Genomic DNA, 25,591 nt, shown 5'->3' on the forward strand with positions numbered 1-25,591 from the left:
ACCGACCGATCTGCCGACACCGCTTCCGACCGCAGTACCGACAACTCCTCCTGTTAAAAGCATGGGAAGCGTGTGGATTTTTCCTGAAAGCCAGACCGTGGCAATTGATACTCAATTTATCACGGAAGTGCGTTGTCATACCGGGACGACACGTATCGCGGCATACGGTATTGATATATACTATAATCCCCAAATCGTCGCTATTTACAGGGATATCGGTAATAACGGCGTACAGCCTGGAAGTGATGGTTTTTTATCCGCCATTAACGCTAATGAATCCGGGAAACTGGTGACAAGCGGTTTTGATACTGACGGATCAGGGCCCGGTGAAAATCTACATATCCTGACGGTCAACTGGACGGCCATCGCCATGGGAACGACATATATTGAAATAAATATCAGAAATCTGGTGAATGAAAATACATATACCATCGGAGAATTGCAAGGTATTCCCGGAAAGGTCACTGTCATGTAATCATTTTTCTATGACGACGCGGGGCTATCCGCATGGCCGGATAGCCCCTTTTTTTATATATGCACCCTGTCGCAATATATATAAAAACTGCCCGGTTTTTGGCCGGGCAGTTTTTGAGGAAGTTTTACACTACGTGAAGCCACTGTGAAGACTTCAACGATGTCGCTTTTCAAATTACCTATATACCCCACTATACATTCGGTATGCAAAAAAAAAAATAGTGTTTTAATCCCACTGTGATATAGGTGACTGATCTTAAGGGGTTACCCTGTTTTTTAACTATCGATTATATAGAATCGTTATTTGCCGGAAAAATTTTATTAAATAAAGAAAACGAGGGTATCCCGGCTAGAACTCCCATTCATACCCTGATTTTTTAGGAACAACAAGGAGTTCCTCGACCCGTGGGTTTTGAATCTGTATTTGAGAGCGCCGCTTGAAATTGTTCTGATACGGACTCTCTGCAACGATACTCCATATCTGTTTTGCCCGTGCATACCCTATTTCCACATACACGGCACACCCGAGATAATAAAGCAACTCAAAAATCCTCACATCCTCTTCCAGATACGAGCGAATATGTTCGTAGGAGAACGCGTCCCCGATAAAAGCCGGCATGGTCGTATAGAAATAAAGCGGTTGATATCGTCTTATTTCCCCAAACGCTTCGGTCACTGCACCGACGACCGCAAACAATGAATGAACGATCGAATCCTCATACATCCCCGTTTTATAATAATACCATCCGTATTCCGCATGGGCTTTTACGACAAATTGGCTGTCCTCGATTCTATGGAGAATCAACACCCTGTCGAGTCCGTCGGTAAAAAATATTTTATAAAACTCTTTTCGGTACCGCTTGAACTGCTCTTCATAATAATCCGCATCCTCTTCGATTATAGTGCGCAGTGTTTCGCTGTACTCCCTGTAATTCTTTTCCTCCCTGTAGAGGTCCGTCATTCTGTAAAGTACCGTGTATTTATCTTCCGGTATTTCAAAAAAATTCTTTAATTCATACGCCTGTTTGTAATAATCGATCGCGATCGGATTATCGCTGATTCTGTAAATATCCCCGAGCAGAAGTTCCGCTTCGGGAAATATCCCCTTTTTCTGAATTGCCGCTTTACAGAAACTGAGTGCATTTCCGTATTCTTTCTTCGTATACTCGGCTTTTGCTTTCTCGAAAATTACCCAGGCGGGCTCGTTATCCGTCTGTGCCTGCCCGTATCTGGAGGATACGAAAAAAAGAACAATGACAGCATAAATAATCGGTTTCATACGTTATACCTTTCATTGACGCCGTACCGGGACCTTTCATATTCCCTTCGGCCCTTCACATTTTTCTATCTCCTCGATAAAGGCGTCACAGGCTTCTTCGAGGGAAACCTTCCTGATGATCTTCCCCCCTTTAAAAATAACGGCATATTTGCCCGTTCCCGTAATACCCAGATCGGCATTTTTTGCTTCTCCGGGACCGTTCACCGGACAGCCCATGACCGCAATCTCGAGCGGTTTCCGTATTGAAATAAGCCTCGGATGCATTTCGGCTATAAATCCCCTCACGTCAAAGACGGTTCTCGAACATGTGGGGCATGAAACAAGAGATATCCCGGAATTGCCGCAGCCACATGTCCTGAGTATTTCCTTTCCCGCGATAATTTCGGAGAGCGGGGAGTCGGAGAGGGAGACACGAATCGTATCGCCGATTCCCTTTTGAATGAGGGCGGCAAGGGCAATGGCGTTTTTTACCACACCCTCGATGAGGGGTCCCGCTTCGGTAACCCCGAGGTGAAGGGGATACCGGTATCTTTCAGCGAACTCCTCATTGGCTGAAACCGTATCTTCGACAATATGCGATTTCAGGGAAAAAACAACATTCCGGAAATCGTATTTTTCGAGGATATCGAGTTCCCGCTCCGCCGCCTTGATCATTGCCCCGGCGGTATTTTTTTCATTCCGTAATTCCTTAGGCAGTGAACCGCCGTTGATTCCCACACGAATAGGGATATCCGCCCCTTTCGCCCTTTTAACGACTTCCTCCGCCTTCCACGCACTCCCGATATTACCCGGATTGATCCGTATTTTGGCGATCCTGTATTTCATGCATTCCAGTGCGATTCTGTAATCGAAATGAATATCAGCGATAACCGGGATTGAAAGCGATGCTGCAAGAAATCCGATATATTTCGCGTCTTCGATCCCCGGGACGGCAAAGCGTATAAAATCACACCCCGCCTCTTCGAGTATCTTGACTTCCTTGATCACATCCTCCGGATTTTTATCGAGCGGAGATTTCCACATTGTCTGGACCGATATTGGAGCCACACCGCCGATAATTTTTTTACCGACTGTGACCGGAAAGGTTTTTTTTCTCATACTCGACAATATCACATTCCCCCGATTATTTCACCCGATAACCCCTTTTTTTACATTCCCCGAATGTTCAAGGACGATCTTGCATAATACATATGTCTTATATTGTTTGAGGTATTTTTCCCTATTTTATTCGGGTTCTATTGCTGATATATTATAGTCGTACTATCGGAATTTTTTCATCATTTAAACATTTTTGTTAATACAAAGAGGTAACACAATGTCGAAAAACATAATCGGTATCCTATTACTGGCAGTCGTGCCGTTCGTTTCAGTCACCGCTCAATCCGCAGACGACGACTGGCTGCACACGTCGGGAAACAAAATTTACGATAAAAACAACAATATGGTCTGGCTGACCGGCGTCAACTGGTTCGGTTTCAACTGTAGTGAACGGGTCGTCCACGGCCTCTATGCCAGACGTCTCGAAGAACTCGTCGATGAGATTGCGGAACTCAACTTCAATATTGTCCGGCTTCCCTTTTCGACCGAACTGCTGAACGAATGGCGGACAGGCAACATCGGTATGCCCTCTTCCATCAACGGGGCGCCGGGGGTAAACGACCATATCCTCGATCTCAATACCCTCGAACTCTTCGATTACCTTCTTGCCCGTTTCAGGGAAGCGGGAATCAAGGTCATTATCGATATACACAGCCCGCACGCGGACAATTCCGGCCATGTATATCCCCTCTGGTATAAGGACAATTTCACGTATGCCGTCTTCCAGTCGACATGGGAATGGTTCACTGAACGGTATAAAAACGACGACACGATACTCGGGTTCGATCTCGAAAACGAACCGCACGGCGCACTCGATGCGGCCGACGGCTTTGCCAAATGGGACGGCTCTTCCGATGCGAACAACTGGAAAAAGGCGGCCGAAGATACCGCCAAAAAGATCCTTGCCATCAACCCCAACATTCTTATCTTTGTCGAGGGGGTCGAGGCATACCGGGATGCCACGTATCCGCATATCAAGACAAAAATCATCCCCAATTATAATCCCGCAGACGATCCGAATACCGACCAGGCCCTGCATTGGGGCTGGTGGGGGGGCGTCCTTATCGGCGTGAAGGATTACCCGATCAATCTCGGGTCCAATCAGGACCAGCTGGTCTATTCGCCCCATGAATACGGACCGAGTGTCTATTCGCAGCAGCCGTGGTTTATCGAGGGTGAAGGGATTACCAGAAACCAGATGGAAATCGTATGGGACCATTGGTGGAATTTTATTTATAAACAGAACACCGCCCCCCTCTTTATCGGTGAATGGGGCGGGTTCATGAGCGGCGACAATCTCGTATGGAAAACACTCCTGCGAGACTTCATACGCGACAACAAGATACACCATACCTACTGGTGCCTTAACCCCAACTCGGGCGATACCGGCGGTATTTTCGATTCCTCATGGGAGAATTACAACAACGACGGAAGGATCGAACTCATACAGCCCGCCCTCTGGAAGGATTCGAGCGGCCGTGCAATCGGACTCGACCATGAAGTCGTCCTCGGCTCAAGCGGAACGAATGTGACCGCCTATTACGGGGGCACACAGCAGACAACCCCGCCCACCGTGACATCGCCCCCGACTGCGTCGATCGGGGACGTGAACTCGAGCGGGTCGATCGATATCGTGGACGCGCTGCTCGTCGCCCAGTATTACGTGGGACTTTCGCCCTCGAATTTCGATCAAAGCCGCGCTGACGCCAACTGTAACGGGTCGATCGATATCGTCGACGCGCTCGTTATCGCGCAATATTACGTGGGGCTGATCGAACGTTTCTGTTAACGGAAATGTTTCTTCGATCTTATTCTCATACGGGGGGAAGCACCGTCAGTCTTTCATAGAGAGAAAAAAAGACATAATCCCTGAACTCCTCGAGGGGATTGCCGTCACCAGTGGGATGCCGTTCGCTGGCTTCACGGAAAAGCGTGTGGGAAGAGCTTGATCAAACGCACGGAATCATTGTACCTTTTACCGACAGGAACAAGAGGGAAAAACCGCATTTACGAAACGCTATCAAAGGAGGAAAACGATGATCAAAAAAACATCGACCTTTATGACGATACTCTTTATCCTTATTGCCGCACATATTTTCGCCATGGGAGGCGGCGAGGTGATCGGAAAAGGAGAAACAGCCCGGACCGGTTCCATCCCGACGGCCGACGGGGTTATCGGAGAAAACGAATACGCGATAGATTTCGATGCCTCGAAAATGAAGGTCGCCCTTTCCATCAACGACGGAACGATCTATTTTGGGCTCGAAGGCTTTACAGCCGGCTGGATCGCGATCGGATTCGGATCGAAGGGCATGCACGATTCACATATACTGATCGGATATGTCGAAGACGGAACCCCGCATGTCAGCGAGCAAAGCGGGATCGGACACAGCCATAAAGCAGCCGATGCCGGCTTGCTCGTTTCCCCGGTCCTTGCGGAATCGGACGGGATCACGCGCTGCGAAGGGTCGCTTCCCCTTGCCGGTTTTATCGAGGAGGGGGATGAATACCTCGACTTCATCATCGCGTGCGCGGATTCGGACGGCTTCACCGCACGTCACAGCTTTCGAAGGAGTTTCTCGGTCAGCCTCAAATAACGCGGGGTTCTCAGCAATCCTTTCAAAGACACATGGCACATTAAAAATCGATAATCGCGTGATAGGCCTGCTTCGCGTTGAGGTCGTCGTCGAACAATAACGGATAATTGTTCCGTACGACCGGAAAGCGGTCGAGCCATGTCCTGTCGTCGGACATTCCCCAAAAGGTGACTTCCGTGATGTGATCCGAGTATTCCCTGAACAGGGTAAACAGTTCCCCGTAGCGGCCGGCCTGTTCCCGTTCGAGCTCAGCGGTAAAGGGTTTCTCGTCTTCCCATGTACTTGTCGTCCAGTCGTCTTTGTAGACCGATATATCGAGTTCGCTGATTTTAATTTTGAGGCCGCCCTCGATAATGGTATCGAAGGCCGCCTTTAGTTCATCGATAGAGGGTTCGGTCATGTTCCAGTGTCCCTGAAAGCCGATCCCGTCGATCCTCGCGCCTTTTTCATGAAGCCACGCCGCCATCTTCATGATTTTTTCGAGTTTCTCCGGTCTGGCAACGTTATAATCGTTATAAAAAAGCAGCGCTTCCGAATCGTTCGCATCGAGGGCCGCTTCCGTGTATATGAACGCCAGATAAATGAACTCCTCGCTCCCGAATATATTGTACCACCCCGATTCTTCTCCGGTCCGGTACATGAGGCCTTCCGTCTCGGAAACCGCTTCGTTTACCACGTCCCAGTTGTCGATCACATCGCCGTACCGTGCGGCCAGTGTCCCGATATGGCTTTCGAGCCGCCGGCTCAGGCGTTCGATATCATCCGGATTTCCCGGAACGAGTCCTTCGAAAAGCCATTTCGGGTTTTGCGAATGCCAGACCAGGGCGTGTCCCGTCATCCTCATGCCGTGTTCACGAGCGAAATCCGTCACCATGTCCATACCGGAAAAACCGTAGATATCTTCGCGGCGGTGGATATTCGCGAACTTCATGTTGTTTTCCGGGGTGAGGTGGCTGAAATGAAACGCGAGGATTTTTTCATGGGTTTCAAGCTGATAGGGACTTATCGCCGTCCCTATGGCGAAATACGGGGCGTACTTTTCATGAAGCGGCACATCGCCGATATCGACCGCCTTCGTGGTCTCCTCGACCGGTTGCTTCGAAGCAACCGGCTTTTCCCCGCTTCTCGTGACACAGGCCGGGAGAAGAGACAGGAGTACCGCCAGTAAAACAGCGACGGTGTGTATTGTGTTTTTCTTTAATAAAGTTTTGGTGTTCATACTGATACATAACGCCATATAAGGGAAGATGTCAAGGAACGTTATGGGTATTTATAAAGAAAAGGGAAATATGGCAGATTATAATCGCTTTAAAGTAAAAAAGGGTATTGTCCGGGAGTGATCCCGGACAATACCCCGAATAAACATTTTCCATATATTATATTTATTCGATAGGTTCAATAAGATAACTGATACGCAAATTAAAGTTTGCAAATATTGACAGAATAAAACCCGGCATACCGTCCAAGTCTGCATCCATGTAGAGATAATAACATTTATCGGGATTATCGCCCGAAAAGCCGTTTTTCGCTATATCATCGATTACCTGTCCGATGGACAATGTACGGGATCCCCATACGGCACTGTAATTCAAAAGCGTTAGTAAAAATTCAAGTTTTATATAGGCATCTTCCAGGCGTTCCCTGTCGAATTCGTACTCATGAGAAGCATTGATCGGAACGGGTTTTCTCGGCGGAAGCGCCATCTTCGGGTTATTCCAGATTCTGTTGTCCGTCACATCCTCCTCGCCGTAGCCCGCATAGGAGTTCAAATGAAATAGATTCGCATCCGTTTGTCCCGCCCCGGAGCCGTCAGACATATTCTCGATACCCGTCACCTTGATCCTGAATTTGTTCTGGATCTGGACGGCGTTCCTCACATAGTATTCGGAAGCGAGGATGACCCGCGCGACCGAATTGTCCCTGACGTAACGGAGGGTGTAGGAAAGGGGGGCGCCGGGCGAAGCCTTCGAGAACTCGCCGCCTTTTTTGATCCAGTCGACAAATGATTCGTAGCCGAAAATCTGGCACGCGCTTTCACCGCTGCCGCCGTAAATCCGCACATTGATCGTGCTTTCCGAGATGATGTTTTTGTATTCGATATCGAGGCTTGCACCCCCGCCCGCGACGATGGCATCGTAGGCCATCTTAAAAGCGACCTTGACTTCTTCCTCGCTGTAATCCGATTCCACGGCAAGAAGGCCCATGCGGCCGTATTTAACCGAGGAGACGTACACGGGCGAGACGTTTCCCCTGATCTGTGACTGGATGTCCCGCCATGTCACGCCGGACGCGAAGAGATCGTCCGGTTCGTCCGGCAGGTTCATGTCGAGTGTGTAGTAAATCTGGAGAAACTTGACCAGCACCCGCGACCTGACATTCTTGGTGCCGAATGAAAACGACGATTTGAGTGACGCCCCCCACCCGCGGAAGTGAACGCCCGCCGCGATCTTCACCTGATCCGAAGAATAGACGTTTTCCTGTGTCAGCTGCGTGTCCGCAGGATTCCCGGCAAGGACTTCGGAGGTGACGATATCGGTGATACCCTGCCGTACATAATTGAGTGTCGCTTCGGGAACGGTCACCCATTGCTGTGCCATGGGAATCGAAATGGAGAAGGTCATGGGCCCCCGTTTCGCGGAAACCGGCCTGTACTCACCGCTCGTGATGCTGTTGCCGTCGAAAACCGAACCGATCCATATGATATCGTTCGTCGGATTCAGGAGGAGGTTTTCGTCGAATCCCGTTGCCGCTTTTTCCTTTCTGACCGAATTGTAGAATCCCGGAAGGTCATCCGGCCTGTCCGGATGATCAGGATCATCGGCTGAGATATTGTCCTCGAGGACGAGGGGGGAAGCGAGTTCCGGTTCCTGGTCGAGATATTCCATCGACCTGATCGTGTCATTGACATTCTGGAGATCCGCCGGTTCGATGATCGCGTCGCATCCCGTCAATAAAAATATTCCCGCGGCGATACATAAAAATATAATGTTTGTCTTGAAACCTTTCATACTATATCCTTTTTTAAAATCCTGGTATCGTTTTATGCAGGATCCCTGATGGATTCGCGCGCACTTTCCCCGGCATCCTGCCGTATCGTGCTTTTTCATTATACCACGAAAACGGAAAAAAAGTAACACTTTTCTTCCGCCCCCTCGTTTCTTTTTTGCTTCTGCCCTCAATACCGCATAAAGAGGCGAAATCCCTCACTTTTTTTTCAAAAAATGTGCGTGATTTTGTACGGCAATTCGGTTTATTATACGAGGAATGGAGTTTGACGGCGCATTTATCGACCGGTTGCGAAACCGCGAAACAGAGGCATTTACCATACTCTACGGGGAGACGGAAGCGATGCTGTACAACTATCTGCTTTACCGGACCGGCAACAACAGAACATGGGCGGAAGAAATCCTTTCAGATATTTTCTGCGACGCGATCGATCATGCCGGTTCACTCACCCGCGGCCACAACCTCAAGGCGTGGCTGCTCAGGATCGCACGGTCGAAGATCGCGGATTTTTTCAGGCGCCTCGCGAGGGAAGGAAAAAGAAAAAGCGGGCAACCGGTGGAGGTCATTGCCAACGGCAAGGGACACGGTAAGGATCCTGAAATCCTCCTCCTTGAACGGGAAGACGCGGCAAAAGTCAGAACGGCATTTGCCGGGTTGTCCGACCTTCAGCGCGAACTATTACAGAAAAAATATGTGGACGGGATGAGTATGAAGGAATTAAGCGCTTTTTACGGTAAAACAGAACGGTCGATCGAGTCGATGCTCTACCGGACGAGGAACGAATTGAAAAAACTCCTCGAACGACTCGAACGCGACCGGCCGTATAGACCACGAGGAGTAACATGAGAGATCTGTTTGACGATAACACATTAAAAAACCTCATAACGAAAGCCGCTTCCCCGGAAAGGCCGTCCAAAGAAGCCAGACACCGTATTCTGGCAGTGATCCAGGAAAAAACGAACATCAAACCCTTAAAACGGCCCGTTTCTCCCTTTCGTCTTACACGGCCTGGGGTCGCCGTTGCGGCCGCCGCCGTCCTTATCGTCATCCCGCTTATTGTTGTCATTTCCGTTTTACTGCAGCCCTCGTACCGGGACGCCATTCCCTTTATTGTCTATTCCCACAGGGGCGGTTTTCTCGGGGACACGGACAACCCGCTGACAAAAGGATACGAACTCGGTCATCGTGAAATGATCAGGACCGGGAGAGGGGAACAGGTCATTATCGAAAGAAAGGACGAGGCGGTCGTCTACCTCTTTTCGGAGTCACTCCTCACGATATCGTCTGGTGCGGAAAGAAAAAGGCAGACCGGGTTTTCTCTCGATAAGGGTTCCCTCTATATTAACAAATATTCCCCAAACGATCCGAATACCTATTATGCCGTCACTATACGGAATGAATATATTTTTGTCCTGAAAGGGACGAGGGTCTATTTTTCGATCGGGCTCGACGCGACGGTCACCGTGATCCTGTACGACGGCCTCCTCTCTATCGAAAGGCTTCCGGAAACCGTACGCGGTATCCCCTCCTCTCTTCAGGCCCCGGTAAAATTACAGATCTTTACAGACGGGAAGTGGAAGACATCGGGGATCGAGGCCTGGGCGGATGATGAAAAGGCCCTCGATGAACTTTTAAGGATGCCGTCTCCGTATACCGGACTCATCGCGGAAATCGCCTATCACAGGCGGCAGCAGTTTGAAAACGCGGCCCTTGAACCGTCGGTACGGCGACAGCCGGAAGCGACACCCGTCCGGGAACTGGAGAAGCCTCCCTATATCGTTACCGCGCTTGGTGAGATCGGTTTTAACGGCATGAGGGATGATACGGTAAACTATTTCGCCTCAACATCAGACGAAGGCAGGCTGTATTTCGTCAATCAGCATGAACTTTTTATTATTGAGAACGGCACGATCCTGAAAGTACCCGGTATCGATCCATCCAGTTCGTTCCGTTCCAAACCGCTTATCATGGGGAGCACACTCTGCCTTTTTACGGCAAACACACTCCTCCTCCTGGATACGCACACCATGAAAGCCGATCGCGAGATCCCTTTCCCCCGGGACGGCAGCATCGATCTCCATTATATACCCCATACGGCCGGCAATCTGATTATCATACCGGTCCAGAACCACGGGTATTATACGATCGATCCGGTTTCGGACGATCCCCGCCTCCTGCTTCTCCATAAGGAAGCCTTTCCCCTCTCCCCTGTTCCCGCAGACGGCCGTATCGTCATCGGGGCATACTATGCGAGTTATCTGGGGATAATCGATTTCGGGGGCGCCATACTCGCAAAAACGCCGCTTCAAGGCAATACCTACGTGAATATCGTGCATCAAAACAATAAACTCTACCTCTATTCGGAAAAGGCGGACAGGTACTCGATCGCCATATACGATACGGCACTCAAACCGGCAGGCGGAATCGATCTTCCGCAGAAGATTGCTACCGATTTTATCGTGACGGGAACAACCATCTGGGGTATCGACACGAACGGAACCCTTTTTTATGCCGACACCGTATCTGGACAAAAGGCTTCCGTCACACGGATTCACGGAGGCGCACTCTCTTCCCGTCACATGCGCTTCCTCGAATTATATCGTTCGGATGACTCGATCATGGCCGCCTGTGAAAACGGGACAATTGTCCTGGTCAATTCGGAGAGCAGAAAGGTAAGCGGCCGGATCACGGTCGACACGGGGGAACGGTTGTATACAGCCCCGATCGTGACCGGAAACTTCATCCACGTTGTATCCAATACGGGACGCGTGTTTCGTATCGAAAAAAATAATGAATGATACAGGCTATTACCACTGAATTGACAGGTTTTTAAATTTATTTTCTAATTCTTGATTTACCATTCTATCGTAACATAATCCGGAATCAAAGTAATTTGGTAATATTTTTCGTTATTTTCTTGATACTTGATGAGCGTTTCTCAATTATTATTCTATAAAATCCTTTATTATCATTCCTTCCGGTATTGTATATGATTGTAAAAGCATGTTTTTTGCCTTTTCGAAGTCGTGAGCGTAAAAGATATCCTGCTTTATTGTAAAAGCGCTTGAACTTCTCGTAGAAAACACGCCGAGATAAACAATTTCGCCGACACCAATATGTATAAGCTGCATGAGTTCTTCGGGAATATCTCCGAATTCTTTGGTTGCTGATATTCTGCCGCTCGAATGAAGGGTATAAACAGTGTCCGAAATTCCTATGACAATATATTCTCCGGGTTCTATCGTAAAGACCTGGATATTATTGGAAGATGAAATAGTATAATTTATTTTTTTATTTGTTTCGATATTTTTTAACCGTAACTTGAATGAACTGTAAAATATTCCAAAGAAAAAAGATTTTTTTTCTGTAAGCACGGAACCCTGAGATGTCATACATGAAGAACAGCACATTGTCGACAGTATTATCAGACAAAAAAATAACGATATATTTCTATCAATCATTATCTACCTCTCAACCTTCAATATATTTTAATGCAGGTTCCTGGTATTTGGTTTTGATTATTTCCTTCTCTCCAATTGTTTTATCCATTAATTTGATACCGGGAGGTTGATTGGCCAGTCTGGCTTCGACTTTTATATAATATTCCTGTCCTTCATGTACCTCCAAAATAAAAGCGTCATGTTCTGAACTCGACAATTCACCCCATTTTTGAGAAAAAAATAACAATAATCGCTGAGGTGTTACATAAATCGAGGTATACCCCCCCGTATTAATGCTCAATAATTTTGTTTTTTTTGCATATATAGGAAACTCAAGTGCGGAACCAAAAAGATTGACAGGCCGATATATATAGACAATACCGTATTTATCGACACGTTGTTCTTTTTGAAAGGCAGGACCTACCGCCATACATGAAATCAGAAACACAGATAAAATGATATAAATGAAAAAAAGTTTTGATGAACACATATATTTATTATATTAATTCGATATTTATCTGTCAAATTGAATAGTTGAAAATAAGTAAAAAAAAATACTATAAATCGCTTCTATGTCTCCCGCTTTCTTTGTCTGACAGTAATCGATAATGGTGTCTTTGAGAGTATGCCATGCTTCCTTCAGATCGATTAAGGAACCATTTAACGACAAAATGCCCGGTAAATAACCCGCCGGCAAGAAGGATCACGGCGCTGATGATCAATGACGGTGAAATTCTGCCCATGAAAATTACCCTACATCAATTTTCTCCTGCGGTCAAGAACGAACCGCGTCCGGCCTTATAAATCATCCGGAAAGAAGCCTTAAATTACGATTCCGGTCAGTAGAAAGGGGAAATCCTCTCTACGTTAAATGAGATTAAACATTTAGCTTTTATAAAGCCGTGCGCAGGAATTTCGCCTGCAAGATCGGATTTTTTTATTAGTATGGAGGTATAGGAATGGGAATTTATAAAGTAATTGTTGTTCTCTTTTTTTTAGTGCTGATATTTTCACCGGTAGTTTCATGCGCGAAAAAAATTTCGGATAACCGCGGTTCCGTCTCCGAAGCGTCGATTGATTATGTTTCAGGCGATGTTGTATTAAACAGCAGGAAGGCGGTAATCGGCGATAATGTTCCGGATAAATCCACTATCGCAACAGGCGATGAGGGAATCTGTGAAATCATTTTCGACGATAAAAACATTATCAAGGTCGAAAGCAACACATTGTTTGAAATGGATTTCTCCGGTTTGCATAAATCCGTCAACCTTAAAGAGGGCACACTTACCAATGTCCTCAAAAAACTGGCCGCCCTGGCGGAAACCGAGGTTTTTACCATTAATACATCCACCGCAGTTTTAGGCGTGAGGGGAACGTCGTTTTTTGTAAAAGCGGATGCAGACTCCACCTATGTCTGTGTGTGTAACGGCGTTCTCACTGTAGGGGATGAGAAAGGAAACAATACAGAAGAAATCAGGGCAAAGCACCATACCGCACGGCTGTTAACAAAATCGGAGAATGGGACGATTGTGACCCCGGCCGCGATGCTTTATCATACGGATTCCGATATCGAGAATGTCGCTTTAAAAATCGGCTATGAAATAAACTGGGAAGAAATCGAATAGGAGGAAATGGTGTCCGTACCATCAAAAAGCATTGTACCGTCAGGTACCGATCACCGGACTGTAATCGTATAAGATCCTTATTGGATGTGTTGATACAAGCGTAGGGAGGTCACCTATGATAAAAAACGAAACAACCGGGAAACGGAGGAATATACCGACCATCCGGTTCAAAGCGGTATTGTATACACCCGATGCGACCGGAAAAAACGGTTCGTGGTCGTTTCTATCACTGCCCAAAAACGAAAGTAAGCATTTCTCCTCACAAGGCCCGACAATGGTCGAGGGAATTCTCAACAGCTTCCCCTTTCGGACCGCTTTGGAACCTGACGGCAAAGGCGGCCACCGGCTCAAAGTAAGTAAAGCATTATGCGATGCCGCAGACTTAGTCGATCATGACACGGCGTCTGTTGAGATGACACGGGTCGGAGACGAGCCCAAGATCAGAGTACCGGAAGACCTGGAAAAAGCCCTGGAAGCCTCCCCGCCGGCGCGGGAAGCATGGTCGGATATCACACCGATGGCGCGCAGGGACTGGGTGCTTTGGATAACCACGGCCAGGCAATCGGAAACCCGCAGCAACCGGATCGAAAAAGCCTGCGACATGCTCGCATCCGGAAAGCGGCGGGTATGCTGTTTTCCCGGGCTTAACTGGATGACGAAAGACCATGTGACACCGGAAGAAACGTGGAGTACGCTGCCGAAGTAACAAAAGATTTTTACTAAAATAAGAAATAATTACTGTAAAAACGAACCCGGAATAATGTAACGCATATTAAATTCCTGTATTATTTAATATAAAAAAAATTTGAAGCCTTTTGCAGCAATATATTTACTATTATTGGATTTTTGAAAGAGGGTATGAGATCATTATTTATAAATTTTCTTGATAACCATAAGTGTGATATCATCGTTTATCCGGTAGTCCTGATTGACTTCACTGATGATACCATTTATTATGTCTTCTGTCGTAAGCTTTCCCAAACTGCCGAATAAATTCATAAGATTATCCTTGGAAAACATAACTTTCTTCTCTACACCTTTTTTAAAAGCTTCGATAATACCGTCAGTGTATAATAACAGTGTATCACCGTTCTCCAACCGGAAGGTTTCATTTTTCAGGTACTCTTTTATATCATCCAGAAATCCTATCCACATACCGGAAGTACCAAACATTTCAATTTTACCCGTACCGGCACGGTAGACAGCAAAATCAAGATGTTTCCCGGCATAGATGAATTCTCCGTCCGGCTTCACAGAAAACGCGCATATAGTCACATATTTCAAATCACCGAGTCGTTTTATATTTGCAGTGATTGTTTTATTTACACTAATAATAAGTTCCGAAGGAAGAATTTCAGGATGATTTTCCAGTGTATTGTGTATGGAAGTTTGTACCATCATCATAACAAGTCCTGCCGGGACTCCATGTCCCGACACATCACCTATTATAATCCAATTCCGATCGCCTGTATTAATGACATCATAATAATCTCCTCCAACAGATTTGGCTGGTGCAATAAATGTGGAAATGTCATATCCATCAATATGGGGAATATCCGGCAACAGACATGTTTGTATTTTCTTGGCCAGTTCCATTTCCCCCCATAAAGCGTCCTTTGCAGATTTCAATTTTGTATAGGACTCTTTTAATTCCCTGGTCCTCTCTTTCACTTTCTCCTCGAGATTTGCATAGAGTCGTGCATTATCAATGGAAATGGCGATTTGTGATAACAGGACCTGTAATAATTCCAATCGTTCTGCAGTAAAAGCACCTGTAGAAAGGTTATTTTCCAGGTAAATAATCCCGGAGAGTTTTCCCTGGCTAAGGAATGCCGTGCATAGTATAGATTTCGGTTTGTTTTCTTTAATATAAGGATCATTTATAAATTCACCTTCAAATGAAGCGTCATGTAAAATTAACATTCCTTTTGTCCTGGCAATATAATTAATAATGGATCCGGATATACCATGATGCTCTTCTACAGGGATTGATTTTAGTACCCTGATATCGTTGTCAGTGATTGTACTTTCGGCTTCAACCACTAGTTTTCCATTATCTTCAAGAATAAAAAAACCTCTTTGGGCTCCTGCGTTTTCCATAACAATCTTCATCATACGGGATAATAGTTTATCCAGCACGATCTCTCCGGATATGGTTTGGGCCGCTTTGACGGCTGTGGAAAAATCAAGAAGTGTTCCCGAGTTTTTTAATAAGGGAGAAGTTTTGAATGGTGAACTAAAATCAATTGTTTTCAGCAGTTCAGGGTATTTCATCTTCAATTGATTCAATTTTGCCGCAGCACCCCAGGCAGTATAACAATTGTACGCATCTGATAAATAAATTTGTCCCAATTTTTCTTTCCCCCGGTCCAGTGCATGCCTGCCGGCCAGTTCATTAGCCAAAGCTTCCTCAATTGCATATTCATTTTTCTTGCTCAATTCAATAGCCGTGTTATAAAAAACTTCTGCCTGTTTATTGCGGCCAGAAATCCTGGCTTCTTCTGCAAGCAGAAGTGAGAGACGGTGTTCATTATTCATGGAAGCTTGTTGAGTCCATGTTTTAAATTTCTTTATTGATTGGGCGATATATTTTTTATATTCTTTTTTTCTCTTTTTCAAAGCCATGGGATATAGTCTTATTTTTACCAGGGCGGAAAAGAAGGCAAAATCACGTACCATTATGATACCTTCTGCAGAAGGGAGATACGGCACCATTTTTTCACAATCCTCTAATGCACCCTGGTAATCCTCAAATAGATAACGAAGAATAATTCTGTACACATAAAAATTTCCCAGAAAATTATCTGCTCCTGCGGCTTCCCATTCAGGTATCATTTTCTTTTCATTTAATGCTGTACCCGTAAGATTTATAGGAGATTCACTTTTCCCAAGAAGGTTCAGAATTGTCTGCCATATAATGATCTGAATCCCCAAAGATGGGATGTGATTGAATTGCTTAATCAATGTATAGCTTTGAGATACCTGTTGTTCCAATTCATTCAAATTATACCCTAGAAGCAGCCCTATACAATCATGCAGGCAAAGACTGTAGCTTGTCCATTCCAGATTTCCCGTTTCCAATCCTGTAATATACGCATTTTTAAATCCCTGTCTCACAACCTTCAGGTGTTCTTTCCAATGAGCCAAAAAACTGTAAAAAGCAAAAAGCCTTGCTGATTCATAACGACGTGCATTATATCTTTCCCCCAGTTTAAGAGCAAAACGTCCCAATTGATATCCCGCTTCAAGATCACCCAGGATGTTTCTCAGTATTATAGCGAATCCCATATAGTTGTACGATTGAACCGGGCAATGCCCAAATTTGAGAGAAAGCTCGACTTCCTTTATTACGATATAAGCAAATAGCTTTTGAGAAATAAAATAAACACTTCTTCCCAATATAGAAAGCATCCTTAAAACAGTTAATATTTTGGGATCGTTTATGTCAGGGAGATCATTTAAAGCGTTGATTTTCTTTATTGTAAAAGCGGACTTTATTTTTATCATAGCCAATAACAATTGCAGATTCGAGATTTGTACCGGTATCGGGTAATTAATTTTTTTCATTACTTCGAGACCGATCGTAACAGCTTCCTGATAATTTGATGATGAATTTGAAGCATCCATTTTTATTTCATATACGGATAAGGCATCATAAATCGTTCCGGAATTTTTGATTACCATCAAAGCATATTTGTTCATGCTTTCATAATTTCCTATCAGATATGCAACTATCGTTGCTTCCGAATAAATTTTAAGGCAAAGTTCATATTGGGTTTTCCAGGGATTTTCTGCAAGTAAACTCATAGCGGTTTCCAGATATTTCAGCGAGGGAGTATAAGCTGCAGAAGTTCTGGCCTTTATTCCACACTTGCAGTTTAGTAATGCCAGTTTTTTCCGCTCTTTTGAGTTTGTCACAAGTGATCTTCCCAAATTCAAATGATCTGTAATATAGAATAATATATTCTGCTTTTCTCCTTCTCTTTCCAGCATTAATTTACCGATCCTGTAATGGAATTTGGGTTTTTCATCATCAGGGATTAAGGAATAAGCCGCTTCCTGTATTCTGTCATGATGAAATATATATAAATCGTCACCTAACCCGATATATCCTTCATCGATCGCTTTGGTGAGTGTCTTCAATACTTCATCGATGTTCTTATTCTGCAAATAAGAAAGATTTTCCAGGCTAAACCGGTTACCCACACAGGCGCACAGTTTTAATATATCTTTTACATCTTCAGGAAGTTTATTGATCTTTAATGCCAGAAGCTCAACAACATTATCGGTTATCTGCATCTTTTTTATTTCACCTATGTCCCACTTCCATCCCGATCGGGCATCAAATTTGATAAGGTGTTCATTATATAATGTGTGTAGAAATTCATTGACAAAAAACGGATTGCCCGCGGTTTTCCTGTATATCAATTCGACTAAAGGAGTGACTTTTTCTTCCGGACAATTAAGAAAGTCGATAATGAATTTTTTTATATGGCGTTGATGTAATTCTTTTATGGTGAGTCGGTTTATCGATATTCCTTTTTTTTCGATTTCACTGAAAATTTCGAGTATCGGACGAATCTCCATATCGATATTATCTCGTGAGGATCCTATAAAAAATAGATAATTGATTTTTTGTCCTGAAAGCAGATACTTGATAAGTTCAAGACTCGAATGATCAATCCATTGCAGATCATCCAGAAACAGAACAATTGGATGCTCTTTTTTTGCAAATACTGCGGCGAATGCTTCGAATACCAGATTAAATCTGTTTTCCTCTTCCTTTGCCGAAAGCTCAGGTACTTTTTGTTGTTTTCCAATGATCATCTCGAGTTCCGGTATAATATCTGTTATTATCCGGCCATTAGGTCCCAGGGCTTCCAGGATTTCCTTTTTTCTCCTGAGTATCATTTCATTGCTTTCCATAAGCAGCTGTCTAATTAATTTTTGATATGCCTGGATGATTGCGCTATATGGTTTATCTTTTCTGAACTGTTCATATTTCCCGGAGATGAAATATCCGTGTTTTTCGGTAACCGGCTTATTTATTTCATTAATAAGAGCGGATTTTCCGATCCCCGGTGTTCCGAACACAAGCATGACTTCCACACAGCCTTCGTCCAGATTCCCCATTTCCGTTACTCCGTTTACGCGATTGAACGCAGACATCAGCGTGTTAAATTCATCCTCCCGCCCGTATAGTTTTCGGGGTATAATAAACTTGTCTGATATATCCATTTGTGCCAAGGCGAATGGTGTGATGCTTCCTTCCGAATATAGTTGTTTCAAGCATTCATTCAAGTCTGCCATAAGCCCAAAGGAATTCTGATATCGGTCTTCGACATTCTTGGACAGCAGCTTCATGACAATATGAGAAATCATAGATGGAATTTCCGGATTGTGTGAGGCGGGAGATACCGGTTTTCTTGCAATGTGGGAATGGATGATTTCAAGCGGATGTTCTGATTTAAATGGCGCAATACCTGTAATCATTTCATAGAATGTGACGCCAAGGGAATACAGATCTGTTCGGTAGTCGATAATTCGGTTCATACGACCTGTCTGTTCAGGAGATATATAGAAAAGAGTCGAACGCATTACTTCCGGGTCATATAGCTCGTCATTCTCATGTGTTATTAGCGCCTAAACACCGAAGTTTGTTATTTTTATCGTTCCGATTTTTTCTTTTACTAAAATATTATACGGTGTGATAGCCAGATGAATTATTTTATTTTGATGTAAATCTCCCAATATTCTTGCTGATGCAACAGCATAATTCAGAAATGTTTTTATATCAAAATTCTTTTTCTCCTCCAGAATACTTTTAATGGATACACCGTCAAAATCCTCAAGTACGAGGACAAACATGTCTTTCCTTTCTATTATATCCAGAATTTTGACAACACCATCCATATAAATATTTCTGATAGTCTCGTATTCCCGTTTGAACCTGGCAATATGAGAGGCAGAGGATAATCGTATTTTATATTCCTTAAGAATAACACTATCCGGTGTACCGTCCTTGCGAGCCCTGTATGTAGCGGAAAACCTTGTTTGTTCAAGTTTATCGATAACAGTATAATTTCCAATTCTTTCCATATTAAAAATTATATATATTATTATGCCTTTTTCCACTCTTAAAATCCTAATCCAAGAAAAACCGGAAAAGGATCGGGATATACCATTTTTAACGATTTTACGGCACATCCGTCATCTCCTGTTCATGTACCATGAAATCACATTCCCGGTGCGTTTCGTGATTCCGGATTGCCGCTATTACCGGCAGGAAATAATGTTCAATAATGAAACCTCATAGTTAAAAATAAAGCCGATACGGGATTCGACGGTGTCTATCTTGATATATATAATAAAAGCCTTTAAATAATGTGAATAAATTGATAGTATGTCATTTTCGTTTTTTCAGGAATTCGTTGTAACAGGAGACATCTGCTATGAAAATCCATATTGACCTTAAACAAACCTGCCAATCCATCACCCCGCATTGGCGGGTGTGCATCGGTGGTGGACGGGTATGTGAAGCCCTTCGCGCCGACTTCCAAAAGCACCTGGAAATGGTACAGCTCGAGATGCCCTTTCAATACATCCGCATGCACGGGCTGTTCCATGAAGACATGATGGTCTACCGTGAAGAAAACGGCCAACCGATTGTTAACTGGCAATATGTCGATCTGGTGTACGATCACTGGCTTTCCATCGGCATCCGGCCGTTTGTGGAATTGGGCTTCATGCCTTACGATCTCGCCAGTGGAAATCAAACCGTCTTCTGGTGGAAGGGTAACATCACCCCGCCGAAAGACTGGGCGCGTTGGGAATGGTTCATTGAACAGTACATCCGCCACGTCATTGAACGATACGGGTTGACGGAAGTGCGTCGCTGGTACTTTGAAGTGTGGAACGAACCGAGTCTGGACATTTTCTGGAAAGACGCCGATTTCGATGCCTATATGGAACTCTATGCACGCACTGTTCGCACTATCAAACTCGTTGACCCCCGACTCCGTGTCGGAGGGCCGTCCAGCCACGGCTTTGGCGACCATGCAGGCGAACCGCCATGGGGTGAGATCTTTCTTGAGGCGTGCGCTGAACGTCAACTGCCGCTTGATTTCTTCTCTACTCATCCGTACCCCACATTCTACCCGGTTGACCTGGAAGGTAAGGGTTACATGACCTGGGACGGTCCCGACCGCCTTCTTGCGGATGCGCGTGGCTGTGAGAAACTCTTGCAGTCTTCAGCCTATCCCGATGTTGAGCGCCACTATACCGAATGGAATTCAAGCCCCAGCCCGCGTGATCCTGTGCATGACACCGCTTTCGAGGCCGCTTTCATTGTGGACAACAACTGGCGGGTGCGCGGTCTGATGGATTCACTGTCATTTTGGGTCGTCAGCGATATATTTGAAGAATGCCGTCAGGGAGACACCCCCTTCCACGGCGGTTTCGGGCTTGTCAATATCCAGGGATTGAAAAAACCATCGTATCATGGGTACTGGTTCATGGCGCGCCTGGGCGACGAATTAATGGCCGAAGGCGATTCGTATGCAATCACCCGACGCCTCGATGGCACGTTGGTTGTCCTGATGTGGAACTATTGTCACTATCGCGATGACGCCAACGACAGCCGCCTGCTGGCCACCGCAAAACCATGCGAAATCTACGACCTGTTTGATGTGCAGGCCCCCCGTGAGTTTATACTGAATCTCGATGGCGTCGGCACATCTGTCCGTTTACAGATGACGCGCTTTGATCGGGAGCACGGCAGCGTGTATGACGAGTGGGTCGCCATGGGGGCGCCTCAGCACATCCTTCCCGCTGACCTGGATGTTTTGCGCCGCCGCATGGAATTGGATGTTTCTGTGCATCGCCTCACCGCGCCCGCAAACACACTCGAATGGACCGTCACGGTTCAGCCCTTCGGGGTGACGTTACTCGAAATTACCTCAGGGTAAAAGCCGCCTGTCGGGTGAAACCGGTATCCATTCCTCTTTAAGCGACTCGAAAAGACGATGGAACGACAAATACGATATATAAACAATATTTGCGTTCATTTGTACAGGATATCAGTGCGTGGGCGAAAGGCCGTTATGACGGCAATAATGAAACATCATATTGACAACGAATCATCGATGCGGGATTCGACGGTGTTTATCCTGATATCATCGAAGCCTTTGAATATTTTGAAAAAATCGATGTGAGTACATCGAAACCGATTTTATGAAAGTTGAAAAAAAATATAGACCCGTTTGTTCGTACCTATAAAAAATTGAGTTTCTCAAGAACGAAGGTCAATATTCTCTTTTCGGACACGATAATCCTTGCTTCGCATAACATTCCTATCCTGAAATCCTTGGATTTTTTCACATTCCTTTCTGCATTTTCATCTATTGAGGCTTTAACGATATAGGCAAAATCATTGACTGTATTCCTTATTGAAATATCTGCCGGGATTTCAACTATATTTCCGGAAATACTGCCGTATTCATCATATGGAAGAGCTGCGAATCTGTAATTTACCGTTGTCCCTTTCATTATCAAAGCAATATCCTTATTCGAAATAAAAAGCTCGGTCATGAGTTTTGCATCTTCATTCGGGATAATGCGGGATAACTCAATTCCGGAAGGCAAATAATCATTGATGTGATATGTATTTGATTCCTGTAATATGCCGCTCATTGACGCATAAATATTACATCTCCTTAAATTTTCCTCGACAATGTTCATTGAATTATCGATACTCAGTAATTTTTCTTCTATCGCATTAATTTCATTTTGCAGCTGAACAAGGGTTTCGCGCTTGAATTTGCTTAAAGCTAGTTTTGCATAATCATAATTCGATAAAAGTGTCTCTATCTGAATATCCGCAACCATCCCTTTGGGGAGGATACTCTCTCTTTCGAATATACTTTTTGCCTTATTATAATCGAGTGTCAGTTGTTTCGTTTGAAGCTGATAGAGGACAAATCTGTCATAGAACTCATGATCATCCTCCGGAAACCATTGTAAATCATCCGCAATACTTTTATAAAGCATCCGAAGCTGTTTTTGTTTTCGGATACATGTTGCTTTCCGGGATTCAATGCTTTCCTTTTCCCTGCAAAATTTCCGATCGTCAATAGAATAAAGCATCACTCCTTTCTTGACAATATCTCCATTCTTGTAATATTTTTCTTTTAACTCACCATCCACCAGATTTGTGATAATACTGATTGTTTCTGCCGGTCTTACAATGCCGCTTGCCTTTACAACGATGTCTATGCGTCCGAACCACATCCATAAGAATCCGATAATAAGCATAAAAAGAATGGAAAAAATAAATATCCTCATTATTCTGGGAGGTTTCGCAAACATGATTTCACGGCTGTCTTCTACATTTTTTATATCGGTATAATATTCCTTCATGCCACACCCTCCTCAATCGCAGATGTATAAGAAAATTGTTCCTCCCAGAGTTTAAAATAAATGCCTTTTTTTTGAAGGAGTTCCCTATGTGTTCCTGTTTCGGCAACCATACCATTCGCCATACAGATAATTCTGTCACATTGCATGATGGTTGAAAATCGATGGGCGATAATTATTGTCGTTTTATCGCGGGTCATCTCGTCGATGGTTGCATGAATGGATTTTTCGGTAATGCTGTCACAATTACTTGTTGCCTCGTCAAAGATCAAAATATCCGGTTCCTTAAGAAGTGCCCTGGCAATTGCAATTCTTTGTTTTTGTCCGCCCGAAAGCGTCACCCCCCTTTCGCCGACCATCGTATTATACCGCAATGGCAGTTCATTGATAAAATCATGTGCCTTTGAAGCTTTTGCCGCTTTTACTATTCTCTCGAAATCAACACTTCCTTCTCCCAAAGCAATGTTTTCCATAATGGTACCGGAAAAAATAAAAACATCCTGCGGCACGTACCCTATTCTGCCCCTTAGGTAATCGGTTGCGATGTCTTTATGATTATTCCAATCAATCAGTATTTCCCCTTCTTCCTGAATATAATACTTTAATAAAAGCTTTATAAGTGTTGTCTTGCCGGAACCGCTTTCGCCTACAATCGCGTACCGTTTCCCGGGATTAATAGTAAGGTTGATGTTGTTAAGCACCCGCTGTCTTGTCCCGTACCGAAAATTGATGTTTTTAAAACAAATATGCCCGCATACACTCTTTGGCTGCAGCATTGTTTTCTCGTTTTTCGACTCGTCCTGCAGGTCGAGTATTTCGCCTAACCTGTCGGCAGCGATAAAGGCCTCCTGGAGGACCGGCTGAAGATTAATAAGGCTTCTTATAGGCTGATGAAAATAGGCAAGAAGTGCATTAAACGTAATAAGCTGTCCCAGACTCATACTTCCTCCTAAAACCATGTGAGCCCCTGTCCATAATATGACAATACCCCCAAGAAGCGTTAAAAAATCCTGGAGTGAGAATTGAAGATTGGTCATCCAGCCGATTGTAAATCCTGATTTGAGTGTACGAATGAATTTTCTTTCTGTTTCACGGACAACCTCGCTTTCTGCATTCATTGCTTTGACTGTTGAAACACCATTGAGGGTTTCAACCAGATAGCTTTCAGTTATCGCGGCTTCCGACATCAGCTTTCTTTGAATCCTCTGAAAAGGGCGTGTAAATGACCACACCACTGCAACAGAAAAAGGAATAAAAAGCAGGGCTATAAGAAACAACTGCCGATTCTGAATGAATAGGATGATCCCCCCCCCAATCACCATAAGTGTATCAATAAGAATCGAGAGGGTTGCACCGGATATTGCCGCCCGTATTTTTGATGCATCATTAAGTCTCGAAAGAATTTCACCGACTTTTCGTCTATCAAAAAAACTCATTGGGAGTTTCAATACATGCTGATAGTATGAGAATATGAGTGATACATCGATCTTCTGGCTTAAGTGAAGAAGTAAATGTTTCCTGAATGCATCCATCAACACTTTAAAAAGTGTAAGTATCACCATGCCGACGGATATTATATTAAGGGACTTAACAAGACCGCCCTCAAACACCTCGTCGATTAGGAATTTAAAATAGAAGGCTCCGAGTATCCCAAGCAGTGTGAAAAGAACAGACGAAAGAAATATCTCTCCAATGAGGCTTTTATGCGGTATCATTAATGAAAAAAATCTTGAAAGCATTCCAGTGGTTTCATCTTTTTTTTCAAATGACTCTTCCGGAAGAAGGAGAATAAGAACACCGGACCATACTTTCCCGAAATCTTCCGGGGTATACCTGACAAGACCTTTTCCCGGATCGGCAACTAAAATATTTTTTTTTGTAATTCGATGTATCACCACATAATGAAACAAGTTCTCCTGAACCACATGAGCGATTGCAGGAAGGGGGATGTTCCCGTCGATTTGGTCAAGGCTTCCCTTCACTCCCTTGGCGATAAAACCAAGGGTTTTTGCCGCTTTTACAAGCCCCAATGCATTTGTTCCCATCCTGTCCGTCCCCGCTACTTCCCGTATCCGGGATATAGGTTTCTTTAAACCGTATTGTCTTGCAACGGTTGCAAGACATGCGGCACCACAGTCTGTTATATCATGTTGTTTGATACAATAATAACGCCGGGGTAAAATAACCATCTTTTTTATCCTTTCCCTTAAAATAAATTGTTGTTGTATTTCGTTGAAGCATGTTTTTCCATTTCCGGAGTCATGTTGCCTTTTTCAAGTAATGCAGTGTCTGTCCCTGAAAGCTTTTTGGTTTCTTGTGAACCTGAATACAATCCTGTGCATTTCATACATATATCTTTCTATAAAACTTCTCAATATCGGTAATACATTTTTAACAGCCGGGACCTGCATAACAATGCAGATCCCGGCTTTTTTCGATTTATAGAAGTAATGCAATTCCTTCAGCCATTTCTAACAAGTGTTTGTCCAAGTAATCCGACAGCCGCACCGGTCACGGCCGCCGCAACAAGACGTAAATACGGTACGACACCGTACAGGGGAATCGTTGGGCTGCCGCCGTTTATATTTTGCAATGCATCGTTCTGTAATTTGACTAAAGAAATTTTGACAAAATCTTTCATAGTGACTCCTTTTTCCT

19 protein-coding genes are annotated in these 25,591 nt (G+C 44.5%); 8 read left to right on the plus strand and 11 right to left on the minus strand.

The genetic code is table 11. From position 1 onward, the window contains the following. On the plus strand, window positions 1–475 hold a 475-nt coding region (locus tag JW881_01620), incomplete at its 5' end, for a hypothetical protein (GenBank protein MBN1696186.1). Between the two features lie 348 nt (window positions 476–823). Here JW881_01620 and JW881_01625 read toward each other — a convergent pair. Together JW881_01625 and ispG are read right to left on the minus strand one after the other, a co-directional pair. Then, window positions 824–1,753, minus strand: a complete 930-nt coding sequence (locus tag JW881_01625; protein ID MBN1696187.1) for a hypothetical protein — start codon at window positions 1,751–1,753, stop codon at window positions 824–826. Between the two features lie 36 nt (window positions 1,754–1,789). Then, window positions 1,790–2,851 carry a flavodoxin-dependent (E)-4-hydroxy-3-methylbut-2-enyl-diphosphate synthase gene (ispG, locus tag JW881_01630; protein MBN1696188.1) on the minus strand — a complete coding sequence of 354 codons (1,062 nt, stop codon included), beginning with the start codon at window positions 2,849–2,851 and terminating at the stop codon, window positions 1,790–1,792. 217 nt (window positions 2,852–3,068) lie between these two features. On the opposite strand from ispG, the gene JW881_01635 reads away from it, so the two are divergent. Both JW881_01635 and JW881_01640 read left to right on the plus strand, forming a co-directional pair. Next, complete coding sequence (locus JW881_01635; GenBank protein MBN1696189.1) at window positions 3,069–4,640, plus strand: cellulase family glycosylhydrolase; 1,572 nt, start codon at window positions 3,069–3,071, stop codon at window positions 4,638–4,640. A gap of 247 nt (window positions 4,641–4,887) precedes the next feature. Next, a complete protein-coding gene (locus tag JW881_01640; GenBank protein MBN1696190.1) occupies window positions 4,888–5,448 on the plus strand; it encodes a hypothetical protein in 561 nt (186 codons plus the stop codon). Window positions 5,449–5,488: 40 nt separating this feature from the next. Here the strand turns inward: JW881_01640 and JW881_01645 are convergent, their stop codons facing one another. Both JW881_01645 and JW881_01650 read right to left on the minus strand, forming a co-directional pair. Beyond that, window positions 5,489–6,667 (minus strand): endo-1,4-beta-xylanase, encoded by a 1,179-nt coding sequence (locus JW881_01645; protein MBN1696191.1) that lies wholly within the window; start codon window positions 6,665–6,667, stop codon window positions 5,489–5,491. A 163-nt stretch (window positions 6,668–6,830) separates the two neighbouring features. After that, window positions 6,831–8,456: a thiol-activated cytolysin family protein gene (locus JW881_01650; protein MBN1696192.1), complete on the minus strand. Its 1,626-nt coding sequence runs from the start codon at window positions 8,454–8,456 to the stop codon at window positions 6,831–6,833. 256 nt (window positions 8,457–8,712) lie between these two features. Here JW881_01650 and JW881_01655 point away from each other — a divergent pair, with 256 nt between their 5' ends. Beyond that, window positions 8,713–9,300 carry an RNA polymerase sigma factor gene (locus JW881_01655; protein MBN1696193.1) on the plus strand — a complete coding sequence of 196 codons (588 nt, stop codon included), beginning with the start codon at window positions 8,713–8,715 and terminating at the stop codon, window positions 9,298–9,300. Further along, window positions 9,297–11,252: a FecR domain-containing protein gene (locus JW881_01660; GenBank protein MBN1696194.1), complete on the plus strand. Its 1,956-nt coding sequence runs from the start codon at window positions 9,297–9,299 to the stop codon at window positions 11,250–11,252. Before JW881_01655 ends, JW881_01660 begins: the two co-directional genes overlap by 4 nt. Window positions 11,253–11,925: 673 nt before the next feature. On the opposite strand, the gene JW881_01665 is transcribed toward JW881_01660, so the two are convergent. Beyond that, window positions 11,926–12,324 carry a hypothetical protein gene (locus JW881_01665; protein MBN1696195.1) on the minus strand — a complete coding sequence of 133 codons (399 nt, stop codon included), beginning with the start codon at window positions 12,322–12,324 and terminating at the stop codon, window positions 11,926–11,928. 529 nt (window positions 12,325–12,853) lie between these two features. On the opposite strand from JW881_01665, the gene JW881_01670 reads away from it, so the two are divergent. Together JW881_01670 and JW881_01675 are read left to right on the plus strand one after the other, a co-directional pair. Beyond that, on the plus strand, window positions 12,854–13,519 hold the full coding sequence (locus tag JW881_01670; GenBank protein MBN1696196.1) for a FecR domain-containing protein: 666 nt from the start codon (window positions 12,854–12,856) through the stop codon (window positions 13,517–13,519). 115 nt (window positions 13,520–13,634) lie between these two features. Next, window positions 13,635–14,225, plus strand: coding sequence for a DUF1905 domain-containing protein (locus JW881_01675; GenBank protein ID MBN1696197.1), 591 nt, complete (start codon window positions 13,635–13,637; stop codon window positions 14,223–14,225). Between the two features lie 161 nt (window positions 14,226–14,386). On the opposite strand, the gene JW881_01680 is transcribed toward JW881_01675, so the two are convergent. Beyond that, window positions 14,387–19,117, minus strand: a complete 4,731-nt coding sequence (locus JW881_01680) for an AAA family ATPase (GenBank protein MBN1696198.1) — start codon at window positions 19,115–19,117, stop codon at window positions 14,387–14,389. 45 nt (window positions 19,118–19,162) lie between these two features. Then, complete coding sequence (locus JW881_01685) at window positions 19,163–19,654, minus strand: protein kinase (GenBank protein ID MBN1696199.1); 492 nt, start codon at window positions 19,652–19,654, stop codon at window positions 19,163–19,165. A gap of 317 nt (window positions 19,655–19,971) precedes the next feature. On the opposite strand from JW881_01685, the gene JW881_01690 reads away from it, so the two are divergent. Next, a complete protein-coding gene (locus JW881_01690) occupies window positions 19,972–21,486 on the plus strand; it encodes a hypothetical protein (GenBank protein MBN1696200.1) in 1,515 nt (504 codons plus the stop codon). A 304-nt stretch (window positions 21,487–21,790) separates the two neighbouring features. On the opposite strand, the gene JW881_01695 is transcribed toward JW881_01690, so the two are convergent. The 4 genes from JW881_01695 to JW881_01710 all read right to left on the minus strand — a co-directional run bounded on the left by JW881_01695 (window position 21,791) and on the right by JW881_01710 (window position 25,574). Then, a complete protein-coding gene (locus tag JW881_01695; protein ID MBN1696201.1) occupies window positions 21,791–22,567 on the minus strand; it encodes an HlyD family efflux transporter periplasmic adaptor subunit in 777 nt (258 codons plus the stop codon). A 365-nt stretch (window positions 22,568–22,932) separates the two neighbouring features. Beyond that, window positions 22,933–25,122: a peptidase domain-containing ABC transporter gene (locus JW881_01700; protein ID MBN1696202.1), complete on the minus strand. Its 2,190-nt coding sequence runs from the start codon at window positions 25,120–25,122 to the stop codon at window positions 22,933–22,935. A 17-nt stretch (window positions 25,123–25,139) separates the two neighbouring features. Further along, entirely contained in the window at window positions 25,140–25,280 is a 141-nt protein-coding gene (locus JW881_01705) for a hypothetical protein (protein MBN1696203.1), read from the minus strand. 114 nt (window positions 25,281–25,394) lie between these two features. Continuing rightward, window positions 25,395–25,574, minus strand: a complete 180-nt coding sequence (locus tag JW881_01710; GenBank protein MBN1696204.1) for a hypothetical protein — start codon at window positions 25,572–25,574, stop codon at window positions 25,395–25,397. Window positions 25,575–25,591: the final 17 nt, after the last annotated feature.

This window comes from Spirochaetales bacterium, from assembly GCA_016930085.1.
Lineage (GTDB): Bacteria > Spirochaetota > Spirochaetia > SZUA-6 > JAFGRV01 > JAFGHO01.

What these genes read in the sequence shown, in the direction of transcription:
- JW881_01625 (MBN1696187.1), bottom strand. Translation starts at nt 1,753, where the DNA reads ATGAAACCGATTATTTATGCTGTCATTGTTCTTTTTTTCGTATCCTCC.
- ispG (MBN1696188.1), bottom strand. Translation starts at nt 2,851, where the DNA reads ATGAGAAAAAAAACCTTTCCGGTCACAGTCGGTAAAAAAATTATCGGC.
- JW881_01635 (MBN1696189.1), top strand. Translation starts at nt 3,069, where the DNA reads ATGTCGAAAAACATAATCGGTATCCTATTACTGGCAGTCGTGCCGTTC.
- JW881_01640 (MBN1696190.1), top strand. Translation starts at nt 4,888, where the DNA reads ATGATCAAAAAAACATCGACCTTTATGACGATACTCTTTATCCTTATT.
- JW881_01645 (MBN1696191.1), bottom strand. Translation starts at nt 6,667, where the DNA reads ATGAACACCAAAACTTTATTAAAGAAAAACACAATACACACCGTCGCT.
- JW881_01650 (MBN1696192.1), bottom strand. Translation starts at nt 8,456, where the DNA reads ATGAAAGGTTTCAAGACAAACATTATATTTTTATGTATCGCCGCGGGA.
- JW881_01655 (MBN1696193.1), top strand. Translation starts at nt 8,713, where the DNA reads ATGGAGTTTGACGGCGCATTTATCGACCGGTTGCGAAACCGCGAAACA.
- JW881_01660 (MBN1696194.1), top strand. Translation starts at nt 9,297, where the DNA reads ATGAGAGATCTGTTTGACGATAACACATTAAAAAACCTCATAACGAAA.
- JW881_01665 (MBN1696195.1), bottom strand. Translation starts at nt 12,324, where the DNA reads ATGGCGGTAGGTCCTGCCTTTCAAAAAGAACAACGTGTCGATAAATAC.
- JW881_01670 (MBN1696196.1), top strand. Translation starts at nt 12,854, where the DNA reads ATGGGAATTTATAAAGTAATTGTTGTTCTCTTTTTTTTAGTGCTGATA.
- JW881_01675 (MBN1696197.1), top strand. Translation starts at nt 13,635, where the DNA reads ATGATAAAAAACGAAACAACCGGGAAACGGAGGAATATACCGACCATC.
- JW881_01680 (MBN1696198.1), bottom strand. Translation starts at nt 19,117, where the DNA reads ATGCGTTCGACTCTTTTCTATATATCTCCTGAACAGACAGGTCGTATG.
- JW881_01690 (MBN1696200.1), top strand. Translation starts at nt 19,972, where the DNA reads ATGAAAATCCATATTGACCTTAAACAAACCTGCCAATCCATCACCCCG.
- JW881_01695 (MBN1696201.1), bottom strand. Translation starts at nt 22,567, where the DNA reads ATGCTTTATAAAAGTATTGCGGATGATTTACAATGGTTTCCGGAGGAT.
- JW881_01700 (MBN1696202.1), bottom strand. Translation starts at nt 25,122, where the DNA reads ATGGTTATTTTACCCCGGCGTTATTATTGTATCAAACAACATGATATA.
- JW881_01705 (MBN1696203.1), bottom strand. Translation starts at nt 25,280, where the DNA reads ATGAAATGCACAGGATTGTATTCAGGTTCACAAGAAACCAAAAAGCTT.
- JW881_01710 (MBN1696204.1), bottom strand. Translation starts at nt 25,574, where the DNA reads ATGAAAGATTTTGTCAAAATTTCTTTAGTCAAATTACAGAACGATGCA.